We start from the raw sequence: 16,685 nt of genomic DNA, 5'->3' as shown, positions 1-16,685 counted from the left end.
GCCCCTCCCCCGCGCCTCCACCCCCGGCCCGATAACGGCCGGGGGTTCTTGCGTTCAGGATCCGAGCCGGGCCAACACGCGCGCCCAACTGCGCGCGCCCTTGTGGAAGGAGTCCAGATCGTACTTCTCGTTCGGAGAGTGGATCTGGTCGCCGTCCTTGGCGAAACCCGTCAGCACCGACTGCATGCCCAACTCTTGCTGAAAATGCCCGGCGATCGGGATCGAGCCGCCGAAGCCGACGAATGCGGCCTCCTCGCCCCATTCATCGGAGAGGGCCTGACGCACCCCTTCGAAGGCGGGGGCGGACGTATCCATCCGGGCAGCCTTGGACGCGCCGTGATCGGCGAAATACACGCGGCAATCCTTCGGGACCTGCGAAAGGACCCAGTCCCGGAAATTCTCGCGAAGCCGGACCGGATCCTGTCCGCCGACCAAGCGGAAGCTGACCTTCGCGGACGCCTTCGCCGGAAGCACCGTCTTGAAGCCTTCGCCGGTATATCCACCCAAGATCCCGTTGATCTCCGCCGTCGGCCGCGACCAGAGCTGTTCGAGCCCGGTCCGGTCATCCTCCCCGGCGGCAGAGGACAGACCGACCGTGCCCAGAAACTCCTCTTCGGAGAAGCCCAGTTCGCCCCAGGCCGCCGCGGTCGCTTCGTCCAGATCGTCGACACCGTCGTAGAAGCCCGGGATCCTGACCCGTCCCCGATCGTCGTGGAGATTTCCGAGGATGCGCGTCAGGACACGGATCGGATTACGCGCCATCCCCCCGTAGAGACCTGAATGCAGGTCGCGGTCTGGCCCCTCGATCGTGATCTCCTCGCCAAGCAGGCCACGAAGACTACGGATGATCGCGGGAACGCGGTCGTCGAAAAGCCCAGTATCGCAGATGAGCGCCAGATCGGCACGGAGTTCGTCGGCATGGGCACGCAGGAACGGGACGAGCGAAGGCGATCCGGATTCCTCTTCGCCCTCGAACAGAACCGTGATGCGGCAAGGCAGGCTCCCTGTCTCGGCACGCCAGGCCCGGCAGGCTTCGAGAAAGGTCATCAATTGGCCCTTGTCGTCCGAGGCACCACGGGCGCGGATCGCCTGACCGGTCGGCGTCCGGATCACGACGGGTTCGAACGGATCCCCATCCCATAAGCCAAGGGGATCGACCGGCTGGACATCGTAATGCCCGTAGAACAGCATATGCCGCTGTCCCTCACCGCCATGGGCGACCACCATCGGACGGCCGGGTGTCTCCCGTTTGGACGCCTCGAAGCCGATCGAGCGCAACTCGGCCACCAGCCACTCGGCCGCATCGTCGCACGGCCCGGCATAGGACGGATCGGTAGAGATCGAGGGGATCCGGAGCAGCTCGAACAGCCGCTCCAGAGCGGCGGCCTGACCGGTGTCGAGACGGTTCAGGATGGCGGGCAAAGGATCGGACATGAGGCCCCCTTAGGCGGATCGGTTTCCAACTTGATTTCGCGCGCCCGTCTGTCCGGGGCAAGGCTGGGCTTCGCTGGCGCGGCCCGATAGGGTCGCGGCGATTCAGACGGAGATCCCGACCATGTTCCGATCCGCGCTTCTTGCGCTTCTGCTCGCCGCTCCCGCAGCCGCCCAGAAAGCGCCGGACCAGAATGCGGCGAAGCGGCAGCTCTTCGACGCTCGGGGGAGTGTGGTTCGGGTCGGAGACCAGACATTCCTGACGGATGCGGATCGCGCAACGCTCGCGAAACTGCCGGAGGTCGCGCAGCTGCAGTATTACGGTGCGATGGCCGCTTCTCCTGTCCACGGACTGCAGCACGCCTCGACCACGGGGGCGTTCAACTATCACAGCCTCGAAGCCGCGCGCGCGGCTGCACGGCGGGGGTGCGATGGCAAGCGCGGGGGCGGCGCGCGGTGCGTCGTCGTCGCCGATGTGGTTCCGCGCCGGTTCCGGGAGGGACGCGGCCTGAGCCTGAGCCAGACCGCGACCGGAATCGTTCGAGGCCGGGACTATGCGCGTCAGGGGTCTCGGATCGCGATCTCACCCTCGACGGGCGCATGGGGGACGGGAACCAGCGATGCGGCAGCATTGCAGTCCTGCGGGCAGCGGGATTGCCAGATTGCGGTGCGCGACTGACGCTGCGAAGCGTTGAACGGACGCCGCCGGAGCAAGGTCGGTTCGCCTGCCAGGTAGGCGAAAGGTCCAACCGGTGCGCGACGTTTTGGACCTGTTCCAAATACAGTTCTCACCTTATGTGCAGGGCAGTCCAAGAGAGAACGTTTGCATGACCGACTATGACGGCGCGCTCGACGCCGCGATCGACACCCTGCACCGCGAAGGCCGCTACCGCACTTTCATCGACATCGAACGGCGGCGGGGACAGTTTCCTCACGCGACGTGGACCCGTCCCGACGGCACCGAAGCGGATATCACGGTCTGGTGCGGGAACGATTATCTGGGCATGGGGCAGCACCCGGTTGTCCTGCAGGCGATGCACGAAGCGGTCGATGCCGCAGGCGCGGGGTCGGGCGGCACGCGAAACATTTCGGGGACGACCGTCTATCACAAGCGGCTCGAGGCCGAACTGGCGGACCTGCATGGCAAGGACGCAGCCCTTCTGTTCACATCGGCCTACATCGCGAACGATGCCACGCTGAGCACGCTGCCCAAGCTGTTCCCCGGCCTGATCATCTATTCCGACGCCCTGAACCATGCCTCGATGATCGAGGGCGTCCGCCGGAACGGAGGGGCGAAGCGCATCTTCCGCCACAACGATGTCAATCACTTGCGAGAGCTTCTTCAAGCGGATGACCCCGCGGCGCCCAAGCTGATCGCATTCGAGAGCGTCTATTCGATGGACGGGGATTTCGGCCCTATCGAGGCGATCTGCGACCTTGCCGACGAGTTCGGCGCCCTGACGTATGTAGATGAGGTTCACGCGGTCGGAATGTATGGCCCCCGCGGCGCGGGCGTGGCCGAGCGCGACCGCTTGATGCATCGGCTCGACATCATCAACGGAACGCTTGCCAAGGCCTATGGCGTGATGGGGGGCTACATCGCCGCCTCGGCCAAGATGTGTGACGCAATCCGGAGCTACGCGCCCGGCTTCATCTTCACCACATCCCTGCCTCCGTCGATCGCGGCCGGCGCAGCGGCGAGCGTCGCTCATCTCAAGCGGGACCGGGCCCTGCGCGATCTCCATCAGGAACGCGCGGCGAGCCTGAAGCTAAGGCTGCGCGGACTGGGCTTGCCGATCATCGACCACGGAAGCCACATCGTCCCCGTCCATGTGGGTGATCCGGTGAAGTGCAAGATGATCTCAGACCGTCTGCTCTCGGATCACGGCGTCTACGTGCAGCCGATCAACTTCCCCACCGTTCCACGGGGGACGGAACGGCTTCGCTTCACGCCCTCGCCGGTCCACACACCGGATATGTTGGACGGGCTCGTTCGCGCGATGGACAATCTGTGGTCGCAATGCGCATTGAGCCGTCGGCAGGCTTCCGCCTGAATTTGACCTTTAGGCTGTCATTAATCTTTCCGTGCATTGTGAGCACTGTGGTGCTAGTTTAGTCGCAGGCAGTGGGGCGCCGGGGACAAATGACGGTGCTCGGCATTTTGACAGGGACATGCCCGCCAGAGGCGTGCCCAGGAATTATGGGGCAAGTGGTCTATGTTCGGCCGGCGATCCAAGACCAAGACGACCGTCGTTCAGCCTGAACGCGGTTATGACAGCTACGACATGCGGCTCGGCGACGAGATGCGGGGCGAGCGTGCGACGCTGGGCAAATCGCTCATGGACGTGCAACGCGAGTTGCGCATCAAGGCCAGCTACATCGCCGCGATCGAGAACGCTGATCTCAGCCAGTTCGACAGTCTCTCTTTCGTAGCGGGCTACGTCCGATCCTACGCCCGCTATCTCGAGATGGATCCGGAGATCGTCTTCGCCCGCTTCTGCGAAGAATCCGGCTTCGGCGGCATCAATGCATTGAAACCGATGGAATCCGAGGTGTCGCGCCGGACATCTCTCGGATCCGCTCTGACAGCCCCGGGCCCCGGGATGGCGGTTAAGAAACCGATGGCCGCGGCGGATATCGATCCTCTCGCAGGGGCAGGAAATCCATTCGCGCGCCGCGCCACGCCGGTCTTCGCAGGATTCGAGCCCGGCGCGCTAGGCTCGCTTGCCGTTCTTCTGTTGCTGGTCGGCGGCATCGGCTACGGCGGCTGGACCATCCTTCAGGAAGTGCAGCGCGTGCAGATCTCTCCGGTCGAAGAGGCGCCGGTCATCGTCGCGGAACTCGATCCACTGGCACCGACGGCGCCTTCTGCGCCCGAAACTCCGGACGTCGCCGCCACACGCGATGCGTTGGCGCAACTCTACCGTCCGCGCGCTCTGGAAGCGCCGATCCTGACGGCACGCGATGCGCCCATCTCGACGATCACGCCGGGTGCTGTCGGCGCGCTGGCCTCCGCGACGCCACGGCCCGTCTCTCCGGATGAGCTTGACCCCCGGCGGAACGTAGCTTCGAATACCTTCGCTGCGACGCTCGACGCCGTTGTGGCCGAGGCGCTGGCCACCGACCCGGAAGATGACCGCACCGACACGCCCCGTGTCCTCGCAGAGGTGCCGGAGGCGGTGGTGCTCGTCGCAGCACAGGAAACCTGGATCAGGGTGCGGGCCGCAGACGGCGCGACGCTTCTCGAAAAGGTGATGCAGCCCGGGGAGACTTATGAGGTGCCCGTGGCGGATGCGCCCGCCACGTTACGGACGGGGAACTCCGGTGGGGTCTATTTCTCGGTCGCAGGACAGACGTATGGACCGGTGGCCCCCGGTGTGCAGGTCGTTTCGGGCATACCACTCGCAGCGGACAGCGTGACGCAGGCCTACGCCCTAGCCGATCTTCAGTCGGATAGCGATATCGCCCGCGTCGTCGCAGAGCTGCAGCAGGCCGGAGAGCCCGACAGCCCGGCCGATTAGGCCGGTTGCGCGGCGGTGCTGCGGGCCCTAGCTAAGGGCCATCCGCAGGAGGCCCTTTCATGTCGCTCCACGCCATCCGGCCCTGGCGCCAGATCGACCGTCGACCCAGCCGAAAGATCATGGTCGGCAACGTGCCCGTCGGTGGCGATGCGCCGATTTCCGTTCAGACGATGACGAATACGGTGACGACGGATGTCGCGGCGACCATCGCGCAGGTCCAGGCCTGTGCCGAAGCCGGAGCCGACATCGTCCGCATCAGCGTGCCCGACGAGGCCTCTTCGAAGGCCCTGCGCGAGATCGTAGCAGAAAGCCCCGTCCCGATCGTCGCCGACATTCATTTTCACTATCGCCGCGGCATCGAGGCGGCCGAGGCAGGGGCCGCTTGCCTGAGGATCAATCCCGGCAACATCGGCAACGCCGAACGGGTTCGGGAGGTCATCAAGGCCGCTCGCGACCATGGCTGCTCCATCCGCATTGGGGTGAACGCTGGTAGTCTCGAAAAGCACCTGCTTGAGAAATACGGCGAACCTTGCCCGGAAGCGATGATCGAGTCCGGTCTCGATCATATCCGCATCCTGCAGGACAACGACTTTCACGAGTTCAAGATCAGCTGCAAGGCCTCGGACGTATTCCTGGCTGCGGCCGCCTATCAGGGCCTCGCAGACGCGACCGACGCGCCCATCCACCTTGGCATCACCGAAGCTGGCGGCCTGACATCCGGGACGATCAAGTCGGCCATCGGGCTTGGCAATCTGCTCTGGATGGGCATCGGCGACACGATCCGTGTAAGCCTGTCTGCCGATCCCGTCGAAGAGGTGAAGGTCGGCTACGAGATCCTGAAGTCACTCGGATTACGGCACAGGGGCGTTAACATCATCTCTTGCCCCTCCTGCGCGCGACAGGGTTTCGACGTGATCAAGACCGTGGAAACCCTCGAGAAGCGGCTGGAACATATCAAGACGCCCATGTCGCTCAGCATCATCGGCTGCGTCGTGAACGGTCCCGGCGAAGCACTGATGACCGATGTGGGATTCACCGGCGGCGGCAACGGGGCCGGAATGGTCTATCTGGCAGGCAAGCAAAGCCACAAGATGACGAACGACCAGATGGTCGACCATATCGTCGAGCAGGTCGAGAAGAAGTCCGCCGAACTGGAGGCGGAGCGCGCCGGTCAGGCGACGGCGGCAGAATAGACTTCCGTCAAATCTTGACGCGGATCGGCTGCGTACCTGCCGGGGCCCGGCGCCCCCCCTGCGGGGTGTCGTCCTCGCGCTCTGCCTGCAGAAGGAGAGAGACGGAAGCCTGTGCACCGCTCAGAACGATCCCGTTGAAGAACCACAGCAGGAACAGGGCCAGCCACCCCCCCTGAACATGCGTGACCAAGTGGCGCAACCCGGCCACGTCCTGCCAGAGCAAGAGCGCCGTGAAGACGGCAGCCAGTCCGAACCCGGCCGCAACGGAACGGACGTAGAAGCGGATAGCCGGATGGGCAGGCTTGGTCGTCGGGCCGGGCATGGCGCGGATCCTTTCGATCGTAATGGCGCACTATCACGCATGACGGTGGGCGGCGGCAAGGCCAGTTCCGGAAACTGGCGAGACAGGTTGCCGCTCTCGCCTCTGCTGATTAATTGACAGGGAGGCGCGTGCGTTCCAAGAGGAGGGGTTTCATGGCCATGCAAGCCCACGAGATCGAGACTCTCATCCGGGAGAGCTTCCCCGAGGCGAAAATCACGATCACGGATTTGGCGGGCGATGGAAACCACTACGCCGCAGAGGTCATCGACGAAAGCTTCCGCGGTCAGAGCCGCGTTGCCCAGCAACGTGCCGTCTACGCCGCGCTCAAGGGCAAGATGGACGGTGCGAACGGCGAGTTGCATGCGCTCGCTCTGACGACGCGGGCCCCATCATGACGACGCTTGCGACGATCCTCGCGGGGATCATCCTTGCGATCCTCGTCGCGCGGGCCTGGTGGATCATGCGCGCGGAGGGGCCGGGGCGTCCCCGCGGGGTGGATCCCGGAAAGGGCTACACGGAAATCGAGAGCCAGTATTTCTCGGGCCTCGGCGGCGGGAGCCAGATGACAACGCGGGTTCCCAAGGACCCACAGGAATATGCACGGGCCTTCGTGCCCAGAAAGGACAAGCAATGAGCGACGCGCAGAGCAAGATCGACGAGACCGTCAAGAACAACGACGTCGTCCTGTTCATGAAAGGTACCAAGTCGATGCCGCAATGCGGGTTTTCGAGCCGCGTGGCCGGTGTGCTCAACTATATGGAGATCGACTTCCAGGACGTGAATGTCCTTGACGACGCCGATATCCGCCAGGGCATCAAGGACTACTCCGATTGGCCGACGATCCCGCAGCTTTACGTAAAAGGTGAGTTCGTCGGTGGTTGCGACATCGTCACAGAGATGACGCTGTCCGGAGAGTTGGACGAGATGCTCAAGGCAAAAGGCGTGGCCTTCGACGCCGACAAAGCCGACGAGATCAGGAAGGCCAACGCCTGAAAGGTGTCCGCTCGCCCGCGCGGGGCGAGCGGAGTATAGAGCGATCAGGGAGTCACTTCTGTTGGTGTTTGGGTTTCTGCACCACCAAGGATCGCGTTCGCGGCGGCATCGAACTGAGTTTGAACCATGTGGTCCTTGCCAAGCTGGGCCCCGATATCGCCGGTCAGGTCGCCGACGCCGGTCTGAACGACACCCATGACGGCGAGGCCCAGGCCCACGAGGGCGGCGGTCAGGACGACCCAGTCGACGGTCACGGCGCCGGTTTCGTCGTTGAAGAAGGTCTTTGCGGTCGCGATGCTCATGTGAGGTCTCCTTTGCGAGAGCGGTTGCGATTGGAGACGTGATGACGGAGCGAGCGGCCGGACGTCTGTCCGACTCATGACGCAAGAATGTCTTTATATTCTGTTTTTATTACATTTTTTTGAAAGGGATCGAGCGATCCGGATCTCGACCGGCCTGATATCTTAACTCTGGCGCCGCTTGCCCTCGGTATGCTTGCGCAGTTTGGACGGCGCCGTTTTCTTCCTGCCCTTGAACGGATTCGCGTCGCTCTGCCCCCGCAGATGGAGGCGGATCGGCGTGCCCGGCATGTCGAAATCCAGCCTGAGGCCGTTAATCAAATATCTCCGATAAGCGTCCGGCACGGCATCGGGATGAGAGCACATCACGACGAATCCCGGCGGGCGTGTCTTTGCCTGGGTGATGTAGCGCAGCTTGATCCGACGGCCTTGTGGCGCGGGTGGCGGATGCGCACCGACCATCGCCTCAAGCCACTGGTTCAGGCGCGCCGTGGGCACGCGCCGGTTCCAGACCTCGTGCGACTTCAGTATCGCGGCATGCAGGCGATCCAGGCCACGCCCCGTCCGGGCGCTGACGGTCACGAGGGGCGCGCCGCGTAGCTGTGGCAACAACCTCTCGAACGCTTCCTTCAGTTCGGCCAGCTTTTCCTGCCGGTTCTCCTCCAGATCCCACTTGTTCACGGCGACGACGACGGCCCGACCTTCGCGCGCGGCGAGGTCCGCGATGCGGAGATCCTGACTTTCGAAAGGGATCGCCGCATCGAGCAAGACGACCACGACTTCCGCGAACTTCACCGCCCGCAAACCGTCGGAGACCGACAGCTTCTCCAGCTTCTCCTGGACCTTGGCCTTCTTGCGCATGCCGGCCGTGTCGAACAGCCGCATCGGCACGCCGTCCCAATCGAAACCGAGAGCGATGGAGTCGCGCGTGATCCCAGCCTCCGGCCCCGTCAACAGACGGTCCTCGCCAATAATCCGGTTGATCAGCGTCGACTTGCCCGCATTCGGCCGCCCGACCACTGCAACCTGAAGGGGACGCTTTGCGGTCGGGCGCCAATCCTCTAGGTCCTCCTCCCCTTCGATGACGCCGACACCCGCGTCCGCCTCCTCGTCGACATGCGCGTCGATCAGGGGGCGCAAAACGGCAGCCAGTTCCGCCATCCCCTCGCCGTGTTCGGCAGATAGTGCCAGCGGCTCTCCGAGACCCAACTCGTAGGCCTCCAGGAAGCCGGCCTCGGCCGCCTGTCCCTCAGATTTGTTGGCCGCCAGCAGAACCGGATGGCCGGACCGGCGAAGCAGATCCGCGACCTCGCGATCCGTGGGCGTGAGCCCCGTTCGCGCGTCGACCAGAAAGAGCGACGCATCCGCCACGGCGATCGCCCGTTCGGTCAAGCGCCGCATGCGCCCCGGTAGGCTGTCATCCGTCGCATCCTCCAGCCCGGCGGTGTCGATCACCTCGAAGCGAAGGTCCCCAAGACGGGCCGTGCCCTCGCGCAGGTCGCGCGTGACGCCGGGCTGGTCGTCGACAAGCGCAAGCCGCTTGCCGACCAGACGGTTGAACAGCGTGGACTTGCCCACATTGGGGCGACCGACGATGGCGAGCGTGAACATGAGGCGTCTCCGGGATCAGGGACGCCGCTTAGCCCATTCAGCGGAAGGCGTGAAGCTGTCCCCTGCGGCCGACGACATACATCGTACCGCCCACCACGATAGGACGCGACGCCGCCCCGCCCGGAACGTCGGCTGCGGCCGTCAAAGCACCAGAGACGGGGTCGAACGCCCTGAGACCTCCGTCGGAGGAGGCCACCCAGAGGCGTCCGCCTGCAAGGATCGGGCCGTAATGGACGAAGACGCCCTCTCTCCGACCGAGACGCCGCGCCTTGTAGAACGGCAGGTCAGCCCGCCAGACGACGTCGCCCGTGGCAGCGTCCAGCCTGACGAGTTGCGCACGGTCCGTCACGGCGAAGACCGCGCCGCCCTTCACCACCATCGGGCTGACGGCGCCTTCGCGGGCTGTCCAGACCCGCTCCCCGGAATTGACGTTCAAAGCGACGATGCGACCCGCCGTGGTGCCTGCATAGGCAAGCCCGCCCGACAGGACCGGGTCGCCGGTGATGTCTCCCACGCCACTATAGGCGACGCCGAGCCTGCGGCCCGAAACGCTGCTGCCCCAGACGCGCACACCGGTCCGACGCAAGGCCGCGACGATCTCTCCGGACCCGAAGGGAAACACGACCAGGCGCCCATCGATCGCGGGCGCGGGTGCCGTGGCCGTGACACTTGCGGCCGGCGCGGAGGGCAGTTCCCACTGAATGCGACCTTGATCGGCGTCGATCGCCCAGGCCCGGCTGTCGCGGCTCACCACGTAGACAAGACCATCGACGGCCTTCGGCGTCGTCAAAGGCGCGTCCAGGCGCTGTACCCACCGCTCCTGGCCCGTGGCAGCGTCGAGAGCGTGAAGCTCACCGAAGCCCGTCGTCACGTAGAGCGTGCCACCGACCACGGCCAGACCGCCGCCGGACGCATCCGTCGCGCGATCGGTTCCCGGAACCAGGTTCCGCGACCAGACGGTCCCGCCCCCGACCGCGGTCGCACTGACCGTGGATCGCGCGTCCAGCGCGAAGACCCGCGTGCCATCGCTGACAGGATCGGCGGTGATCTTTTGACGGCGGGTGTCTCCCTGACCGATATCCGCGCTCCAGGCCAGGACGGGGGCCTCCCGCAGGGAAGCGTGGGCGGGATCGTTCGTGGCCGTCCCCACGCGCATCGGCCAGTCCGCCAGATTACGAGCTGCCGGCAAGGAAATCGGTGCGGAACCAGGTGCTTCGGATGCTGCGGCGACCACACCGGGGCCGCGGCCGGGCCGGACCTCCTCCCGGTCGCCGGGAAGGACCGGGTCAGGGTCGGTACAGGCGGTCAGCAGCGCGAGTCCCGCGACGATCCCGAAGCTTGCGCGCATATCTACCGTCCGTCCTTGTCCCGAAGCATCGTGGCGTCCGAATTTCAGGTCGGATCGGGCACGACGCCCAGCGCCACCATCGTCTGCGTGGCGCGACGGCGCAAGGCCTCGGGAACGCCAGCCTCTTCGGTGAGCCCTGTGAGCAGCGCGACGGCTTCATCCTCGTCGCCGGACGCCAGGGCCGCATGCGCCTGACGCTCTATTGCGAGGAAGCGGAAGGGCGCGCCCGCCTCGGCGAGTTGCGTCAGGATGGCGGCATCCCGCTCGGCATCCCCGCTCCCTCCGGCCATCAACCCCTTGAGCAGTGCGAGATGGCGAAGTCGCTGCGGAAGATCGTCCCGCTCTCCCAGTGCAATAAGGCCAGCAGCGTCGATCTCTTCCGCGGTCGCAGAGCGCAGGAAAGCCAGAAGGACAGCCTGCTCCTCGGTGGCGGTCGGAACGGCGTCGAATGCGCTCGGCTCGCCCTCGGCGGCTGCTGCGAGGATGGCATCGCCGAAGGCTTGCGCCTCGGCTGCGTCCCGGCTTCGCTGCCACTCGGTCCAGGCCGCGCCGCCGACAAGCAGCAGAACAGCCAAGATCGCGACCCAGCCCCAGCGTCGAAGCAGTTTGAAAAGCCTGTCCTTGCGGACCTCTTCGGTGACTTCGTCGATGAAGCTGTCCGTATTCGCCATTCGCACTCCTCCTTGACACGCGCGTCTAGCGCGGGTGGGCGCAATGGAAAAGGGCATATGCCGACTTGTGGTCTGCACTCGACATACCTAAAACTGAACCGAGCGGTTCAGAGAAGAATCGCGTCCGTGGGCAACGTGCCCGCCTATGCGAGGATTTCATGAAGCTCTTTCCCGTCGTTTCAGCCGCACTGGTCTGCGTCGCGTTGTTCTTCGTCGTTCTCAACCGGGACGCGCTCTTCTCGTTCGTCGGGGGCGTGACCGGCGAAGAGGAGATCATTCCGGAGGCGGAACCCGCGGCCGAGGACCCCGCGCCGATCGCGACGGCGGAAACCGGGCAGAACCGGGCCGAAGTCCATGTCGTGGCCGTGCGCTCCGTGGCGCGGGAAGTGCCGGATGCGGTCATGGTCCGCGGACAGACGGAGGCGGCGCGCAAGGTCATCGTCGCAGCCGAGACGACCGGTTCGGTCGTGTCCGAACCCATTCGGAAGGGCGCCTTCGTCGAAGCGGGCGAACTGCTTTGCGAACTCGACCCCGGATCGCGCCTCGCGGTGCTGGCAGAGGCCGAAGCACGACTGGCGGAAGCCCGCGCACGCGTCCCCGAAGCGCAAGCACGCGTTCCCGAAGCGCAGGCACGGGTCGCAGAGGCGCAGGCCCGCCTGGAAGAGGCGCAGATCACACAGAACGCCGCCGCGCGGCTGGGACAGGACGGGTTCGCCTCGCAGACCCGTGTCGCCGGCGCCGACGCGACGCTGCGGGCCGCAGAAGCCGCGCTCACCGCGGCACAAACCGGGCTGGAGACGGTCGGCGCGGGGATCGAGTCAGCCGTCGCGGGCGTCGAGTCGGCCGAGGCTTCGGTCGAGAATGCGCGGCTCGAGATCGAGAAGCTGACCATCGAGGCCCCTTTCGGCGGACTGCTCGAGACCGATACCGCGGAACTCGGCAGCCTCCTTCAGCCCGGATCCTCCTGCGCCGAGATAGTCCAGCTCGATCCGATCCGCCTCGTCGGGTTCCTGCCGGAGGCGCAGGTGGACCGCGTCGAAGTCGGCGCCGAAGCGACCGCACGTCTTGCCTCGGGGGCAACCGCCGAGGGACAGGTAACCTTTCTTTCCCGGTCGGCGGACGAGATGACCCGCACGTTCCGGGTCGAGGTGACCGTCCCGAATGCCGATATGACAGTCCGCGACGGCCAGACCGCCGAGATACTCATCCGGACCGCGCCGACGCGGGCTCACATGCTGCCCGCCTCTTCCCTGACCCTGAATGATGAAGGGACCCTCGGTGTGCGTGTGATCGAGGACGGCCGCGCTGCCTTCGCGACCGCCACGCTGATCCGCGATACCGTCGACGGCGTCCTGCTGGCAGATCTCCCCGACACGGCGGAGGTCATCGTCGTCGGTCAGGAATACGTGACGGACGGAGTTCCCGTGATCGCGACATTCCGTGAGCCGCAAGACGGGGACGCCACCCAATGACCGGGATCGTCGACTGGGCCGCGTCGCGCGCCCGCATGGTCATCGCCTTCGTCCTGCTGTCCATCGCAGCGGGGTCGTACTCCTACCTCCAGCTTCCCAAAGAGGGCGAGCCCGACATCGACATCCCCGGTGTCTTCGTCTCGGTCCCCTTTGCCGGGATCAGTTCGTCGGATTCCGAGAAACTGCTGATCAAGCCGATGGAAACCGAGCTGTCCGAGCTCGATGGTCTGAAGTCCATGGATGCCACCGCATCCGAAGGCTTTGCCGGAGTATTCCTGGAATTCGAGTTCGGATGGGACAAAGGCGAGACGATCGCGGATGTCCGCGATGCGATGGGACGGGCAGAGGCCGACTTCCCCGACGGCGCCGAGCAGTACCAGATCACCGAGATCAACTTCTCCGAATTCCCGATCCTGATCGTCTCTCTGTCCGGCAGCGCGCCGGAGCGGACGCTTCTGCGTCTGGCGAACGACCTTCAGGACCGCTTGGAGGGCATGACCGCCGTTCTGGAAGCGGGCCTTGCCGGCCATCGGGACGAAATGCTGGAGGTGCTGATCGACCCGTTGGCGCTGGAAGCCTACAATGTCACCGCCAATGAACTGGTCAACGTGGTCACGCAGAACAACCTTCTGGTTGCCACAGGTTCGGTCGAGACCGCGTCAGGTGCGTTTCCGGTCAAGATCCCCGGCAGCTTCGAGGAAGCACGGGATGTCTACGACCTCCCCGTCAAGACCGACGGCGACCGGATCGTCACCCTCGGAGATCTGGCAGAGATCAATCTGACCTTCGAAGACCGCGAGGGGACGGCCCGGTTCAACGGCGAGAGTACCGTCGCCTTGCAGGTGGTGAAGCGGAAGGGCTTCAACATCATCGACACGGCCGCCGATGTGCGGGCCGAGATCGACGCCCAGGTCGCGACCTGGCCCGCCGAGCTGCGCGAGGCGGTCGACGTGTCCGTGACTTTGGACCAATCGCGCACCGTCAGGTCGATGGTCACACAGCTCGAAGGGTCCGTCCTGACGGCGATTGCGCTGGTGATGATCGTCGTGCTCGCCGCTCTCGGGACCCGGTCGGCGCTGCTGGTCGGGTTCGCGATCCCGACCTCGTTCCTGTTGTGCTTCGCCCTGCTCGCGGTAATGGGCATCACGGTATCCAACATCGTGATGTTCGGCCTGATCCTCGCGGTGGGCATGCTGGTCGACGGCGCCATCGTCGTGGTCGAATATGCGGACAAGCGGATCTCTGAAGGCTCTGGCCCGATGCGGGCCTATGTCGAGGCGGCCAAGCGGATGTTCTGGCCGGTCGTGTCGTCCACCGCGACCACACTCTGCGCTTTTCTGCCGATGCTGTTCTGGCCCGGCATCCCGGGAGAGTTCATGGGCATGCTGCCGGTCACGCTGATCTTCGTGCTGTCCGCATCCCTTGTCGTGGCCTTGGTCTACCTGCCGGTACTCGGGGGCGTCGCGGGGCGCTTTACCGGCTTCCTCGAACGGCAAGGCGACCGGATGCGGGCGAACATGCCGTGGGTCCTGCGCGCCACCATCGGCGTCTTTGCCGCGTTCCTGATGGTGCAGGGCATCCTGCAGGCGATCGCGCCTGGATATCTGGGCGACACGCCCGTCGCCTCGTGGATGCCCGGTCCAATCATTGCGGTGTTCGGCCCAGCTCTGTTCCTGTTCGGCACTTTCGTTCTTTCGTCCGCCATGCATTCGCTGCGCTTCCTGCGCCGGCGCAAGCGGGTCGAGGCCGGATATCGGCGCAAACCCTTCGGCCACTTCGTCAACCTGATCGTGGGAAATCCGGTCGGTCCGCTGGTCGCCATCGGCGCGGTCGGCTTCGCCGTCGTGACCACGTTCATGATCTTCGGCGAGAACAACAACGGCGTCGAATTCTTTGTCGAAAGCGAGCTGGAGCAGGGCAACGTCTACGTCCGGGCACGCGGCAACCTGTCGCTTGAGGAAAAGGACACCTTGCTGCGTCAGGCCGAGCGGATGGTGCTCGAAACACCGGGGATCGCCTCGGCATTCGCCTTTGCCGGCGACGGCGGCCTCAACACCGGCGGGCCCGGCGGGGGTGGCGGACCGAAGGACACGATCGGCCAGGTCCAGATCGAAATGATCCCTTGGGAGGAACGGCCGACCGTGTCGGAGCCGTGGTTCGATTTGTTCGGATTCACGGTGAACCGAACCGTGGTCGACCCATCCTATGACGGTGACGTCATCGCGGATGCACTTCTGGAACGGTTGCGCACGATCCCCGGCATCAAGGTAGATCTCTCCGGGCAGGATCGCGGCCCCGCCCAAGGCAAGCCGGTCCACCTGCGGCTGAAGGGAGACAATTGGGAAGATCTCCAGCAGGCCGCAGCCGACATGGCCGCGGTCTTCCAATCGACCCCGGGGCTGATCGACATCGAGGACACCTTGCCCCTTCCCGGCATCGACTGGGAAATCGACGTGGATGTCGAGAAGGCGGGCCGGTTCGGCGCCGATGTCGCGACCGTTGGCGCGATGGTCCAGCTGGTGACGCGCGGCATCCTGCTGGACACGATGCGGGTCGACAGTTCGGACGAGGAAATCGAAATCCGCGTGCGCCTGCCCGAGGAAGATCGCGTCCTCTCCACGCTCGACTCCCTGCGCGTGCGCACCGTCGACGGGCTGGTGCCGCTTGATAACTTCATCACCCGGCGCCCCGTGCCTCAACTGGCAGAGATCAACCGCGTCGATCAGCAGCGCTATTTCGATGTGAAGGCGGATGTGGCCGCCGGTCTGGTTGTCACATCCGACGGATCCGTCGTTCCCGAAGGCGAAGCCGACGGCCAGCCCGTCACAGCGAATGAACGGATCGGAGAGCTGACGGAACTGCTCCAGGGACCCAACTCTCCCCTTCCCGCCTCGGTCAGCTTCGAATGGACCGGCGATCAGGAGGAACAGGCCGAAAGTCAGGCCTTTCTCCAGACGGCCTTTCTGGGCGCGTTGGGTCTGATGTTCATCATTCTGCTGGCTCAGTTCAATTCGGTCTACAACGCCGTGCTCGTCTTGCTGGCCGTCGTCCTGTCCACGACTGGCGTCCTGATCGGCATGCTCGTGATGGATCAGGCATTCTCCATCATCATGACGGGCACGGGGATCGTCGCGCTGGCGGGGATCGTCGTGAACAACAACATCGTGCTGATCGACACGTATCAGGACTACGCCCGCTACATGCCCAAGCTCGAGGCGATCGTCAGAACGGCCGAGGATCGGATCCGGCCCGTCCTGCTGACCACGCTCACGACGATGGCCGGCCTGACGCCGATGATGTTCGGGATCTCGGTCGACTTCATCGGCGGGGGCTATTCCTTCGGATCTCCGACTGCGCTCTGGTGGATCCAGCTCGCGACAGCCGTGGTGTGGGGCCTGGGCGTCGCGACGGTCCTGACGCTTCTCTTCACGCCGTCGATGCTGGCGCTGCGGATCTGGTTCTGGGTGATCGCCGGTGCGGCCTTCCGAGGGATCGGCCGACTGGGCGCCGCCCGGCTGAGCCGACGGGGGCAGGACTGGACCCTGACGCGTCAGGCCCGCCGCATCCGCCAGCCGCTCCTGCTCTGGGCAGAGGAAGAGGAGGAACCCGTAACCTACCCGGTCGTCGCAAGGCCGGACCAGACGGCCGGAAGCGCTGCGCCGAGCAGAATGGCGGACGTTCCGGAAGCGGACGCAGTGTCGGAAGGCGACGATACGGCCGACGAGACCTCAGCCGAAGAACCGAGGAGGCGCCCGCCCCACGCAGCCGAGTAAGCGCCTCCGCTGCGGATGTCGCATCTAAGGTCGGTCGTCCGATCAGGAGGG

Annotated in this window: 15 protein-coding genes; 9 read left to right on the top strand and 6 right to left on the bottom strand. The window is 65.2% G+C overall.

Translation table 11 applies throughout. The features are described 5' to 3' along the window. Positions 1-54: 54 nt before the first annotated feature. Entirely contained in the window at positions 55-1,434 is a 1,380-nt protein-coding gene (locus jaqu_RS18030; RefSeq protein WP_043920400.1) for a M20/M25/M40 family metallo-hydrolase, read from the bottom strand. A gap of 121 nt (positions 1,435-1,555) precedes the next feature. Here jaqu_RS18030 and jaqu_RS18025 point away from each other — a divergent pair, with 121 nt between their 5' ends. The 4 genes from jaqu_RS18025 (at position 1,556) to ispG (ending at position 6,145) form a co-directional block, all read left to right on the top strand. Then, the gene (locus jaqu_RS18025) at positions 1,556-2,110 is read left to right on the top strand and encodes a hypothetical protein (protein ID WP_043920399.1); all 555 of its coding nucleotides are present in this window, start codon (positions 1,556-1,558) and stop codon (positions 2,108-2,110) included. A gap of 148 nt (positions 2,111-2,258) precedes the next feature. Further along, positions 2,259-3,485, top strand: coding sequence for a 5-aminolevulinate synthase (hemA, locus tag jaqu_RS18020; RefSeq protein WP_043920398.1), 1,227 nt, complete (start codon positions 2,259-2,261; stop codon positions 3,483-3,485). 162 nt (positions 3,486-3,647) lie between these two features. After that, positions 3,648-4,952 (top strand): helix-turn-helix domain-containing protein, encoded by a 1,305-nt coding sequence (locus tag jaqu_RS18015; protein ID WP_043920397.1) that lies wholly within the window; start codon positions 3,648-3,650, stop codon positions 4,950-4,952. Between the two features lie 59 nt (positions 4,953-5,011). Further along, a complete protein-coding gene (gene ispG / locus jaqu_RS18010; protein ID WP_043920396.1) occupies positions 5,012-6,145 on the top strand; it encodes a flavodoxin-dependent (E)-4-hydroxy-3-methylbut-2-enyl-diphosphate synthase in 1,134 nt (377 codons plus the stop codon). Between the two features lie 7 nt (positions 6,146-6,152). Here the strand turns inward: ispG and jaqu_RS18005 are convergent, their stop codons facing one another. Continuing rightward, the gene (locus jaqu_RS18005) at positions 6,153-6,467 is read right to left on the bottom strand and encodes a hypothetical protein (protein WP_043920395.1); all 315 of its coding nucleotides are present in this window, start codon (positions 6,465-6,467) and stop codon (positions 6,153-6,155) included. 152 nt (positions 6,468-6,619) lie between these two features. On the opposite strand from jaqu_RS18005, the gene jaqu_RS18000 reads away from it, so the two are divergent. The 3 genes from jaqu_RS18000 to grxD are packed head-to-tail and all read left to right on the top strand — an operon-like array spanning position 6,620 to position 7,460. Then, the gene (locus jaqu_RS18000; RefSeq protein WP_043920394.1) at positions 6,620-6,862 is read left to right on the top strand and encodes a BolA/IbaG family iron-sulfur metabolism protein; all 243 of its coding nucleotides are present in this window, start codon (positions 6,620-6,622) and stop codon (positions 6,860-6,862) included. Further along, positions 6,859-7,101, top strand: coding sequence for a hypothetical protein (locus jaqu_RS17995; protein WP_043920393.1), 243 nt, complete (start codon positions 6,859-6,861; stop codon positions 7,099-7,101). Before jaqu_RS18000 ends, jaqu_RS17995 begins: the two co-directional genes overlap by 4 nt. Next, on the top strand, positions 7,098-7,460 hold the full coding sequence (gene grxD / locus jaqu_RS17990) for a Grx4 family monothiol glutaredoxin (protein WP_043920392.1): 363 nt from the start codon (positions 7,098-7,100) through the stop codon (positions 7,458-7,460). The genes jaqu_RS17995 and grxD overlap by 4 nt, the downstream gene beginning before the upstream one ends. A 44-nt stretch (positions 7,461-7,504) precedes the next feature. On the opposite strand, the gene jaqu_RS17985 is transcribed toward grxD, so the two are convergent. From jaqu_RS17985 to jaqu_RS17970, 4 genes are all read right to left on the bottom strand, one after another. Beyond that, positions 7,505-7,762, bottom strand: a complete 258-nt coding sequence (locus jaqu_RS17985; RefSeq protein WP_043920391.1) for a hypothetical protein — start codon at positions 7,760-7,762, stop codon at positions 7,505-7,507. 162 nt (positions 7,763-7,924) lie between these two features. After that, positions 7,925-9,370, bottom strand: a complete 1,446-nt coding sequence (gene der / locus jaqu_RS17980; protein WP_043920390.1) for a ribosome biogenesis GTPase Der — start codon at positions 9,368-9,370, stop codon at positions 7,925-7,927. 37 nt (positions 9,371-9,407) lie between these two features. Beyond that, a complete protein-coding gene (locus jaqu_RS17975) occupies positions 9,408-10,718 on the bottom strand; it encodes a PQQ-like beta-propeller repeat protein (protein ID WP_043920389.1) in 1,311 nt (436 codons plus the stop codon). A gap of 44 nt (positions 10,719-10,762) precedes the next feature. Continuing rightward, a complete protein-coding gene (locus jaqu_RS17970) occupies positions 10,763-11,389 on the bottom strand; it encodes a hypothetical protein (RefSeq protein WP_043920388.1) in 627 nt (208 codons plus the stop codon). Positions 11,390-11,547: 158 nt separating this feature from the next. Between jaqu_RS17970 and jaqu_RS17965 the strand changes: the two genes are divergently transcribed. Both jaqu_RS17965 and jaqu_RS17960 read left to right on the top strand, forming a co-directional pair. Next, entirely contained in the window at positions 11,548-12,861 is a 1,314-nt protein-coding gene (locus tag jaqu_RS17965; RefSeq protein WP_043920387.1) for an efflux RND transporter periplasmic adaptor subunit, read from the top strand. After that, the gene (locus tag jaqu_RS17960) at positions 12,858-16,634 is read left to right on the top strand and encodes an efflux RND transporter permease subunit (protein WP_084630026.1); all 3,777 of its coding nucleotides are present in this window, start codon (positions 12,858-12,860) and stop codon (positions 16,632-16,634) included. The genes jaqu_RS17965 and jaqu_RS17960 overlap by 4 nt, the downstream gene beginning before the upstream one ends. Positions 16,635-16,685 lie beyond the last annotated feature (51 nt).

Origin of the sequence: Jannaschia aquimarina (assembly GCF_000877395.1) — a bacterium.
GTDB lineage: Bacteria > Pseudomonadota > Alphaproteobacteria > Rhodobacterales > Rhodobacteraceae > Jannaschia > Jannaschia aquimarina.
The sequence above is the reverse complement of the archived record's forward strand: the minus strand, read 5'-3'. Positions and strand labels throughout refer to the sequence as shown.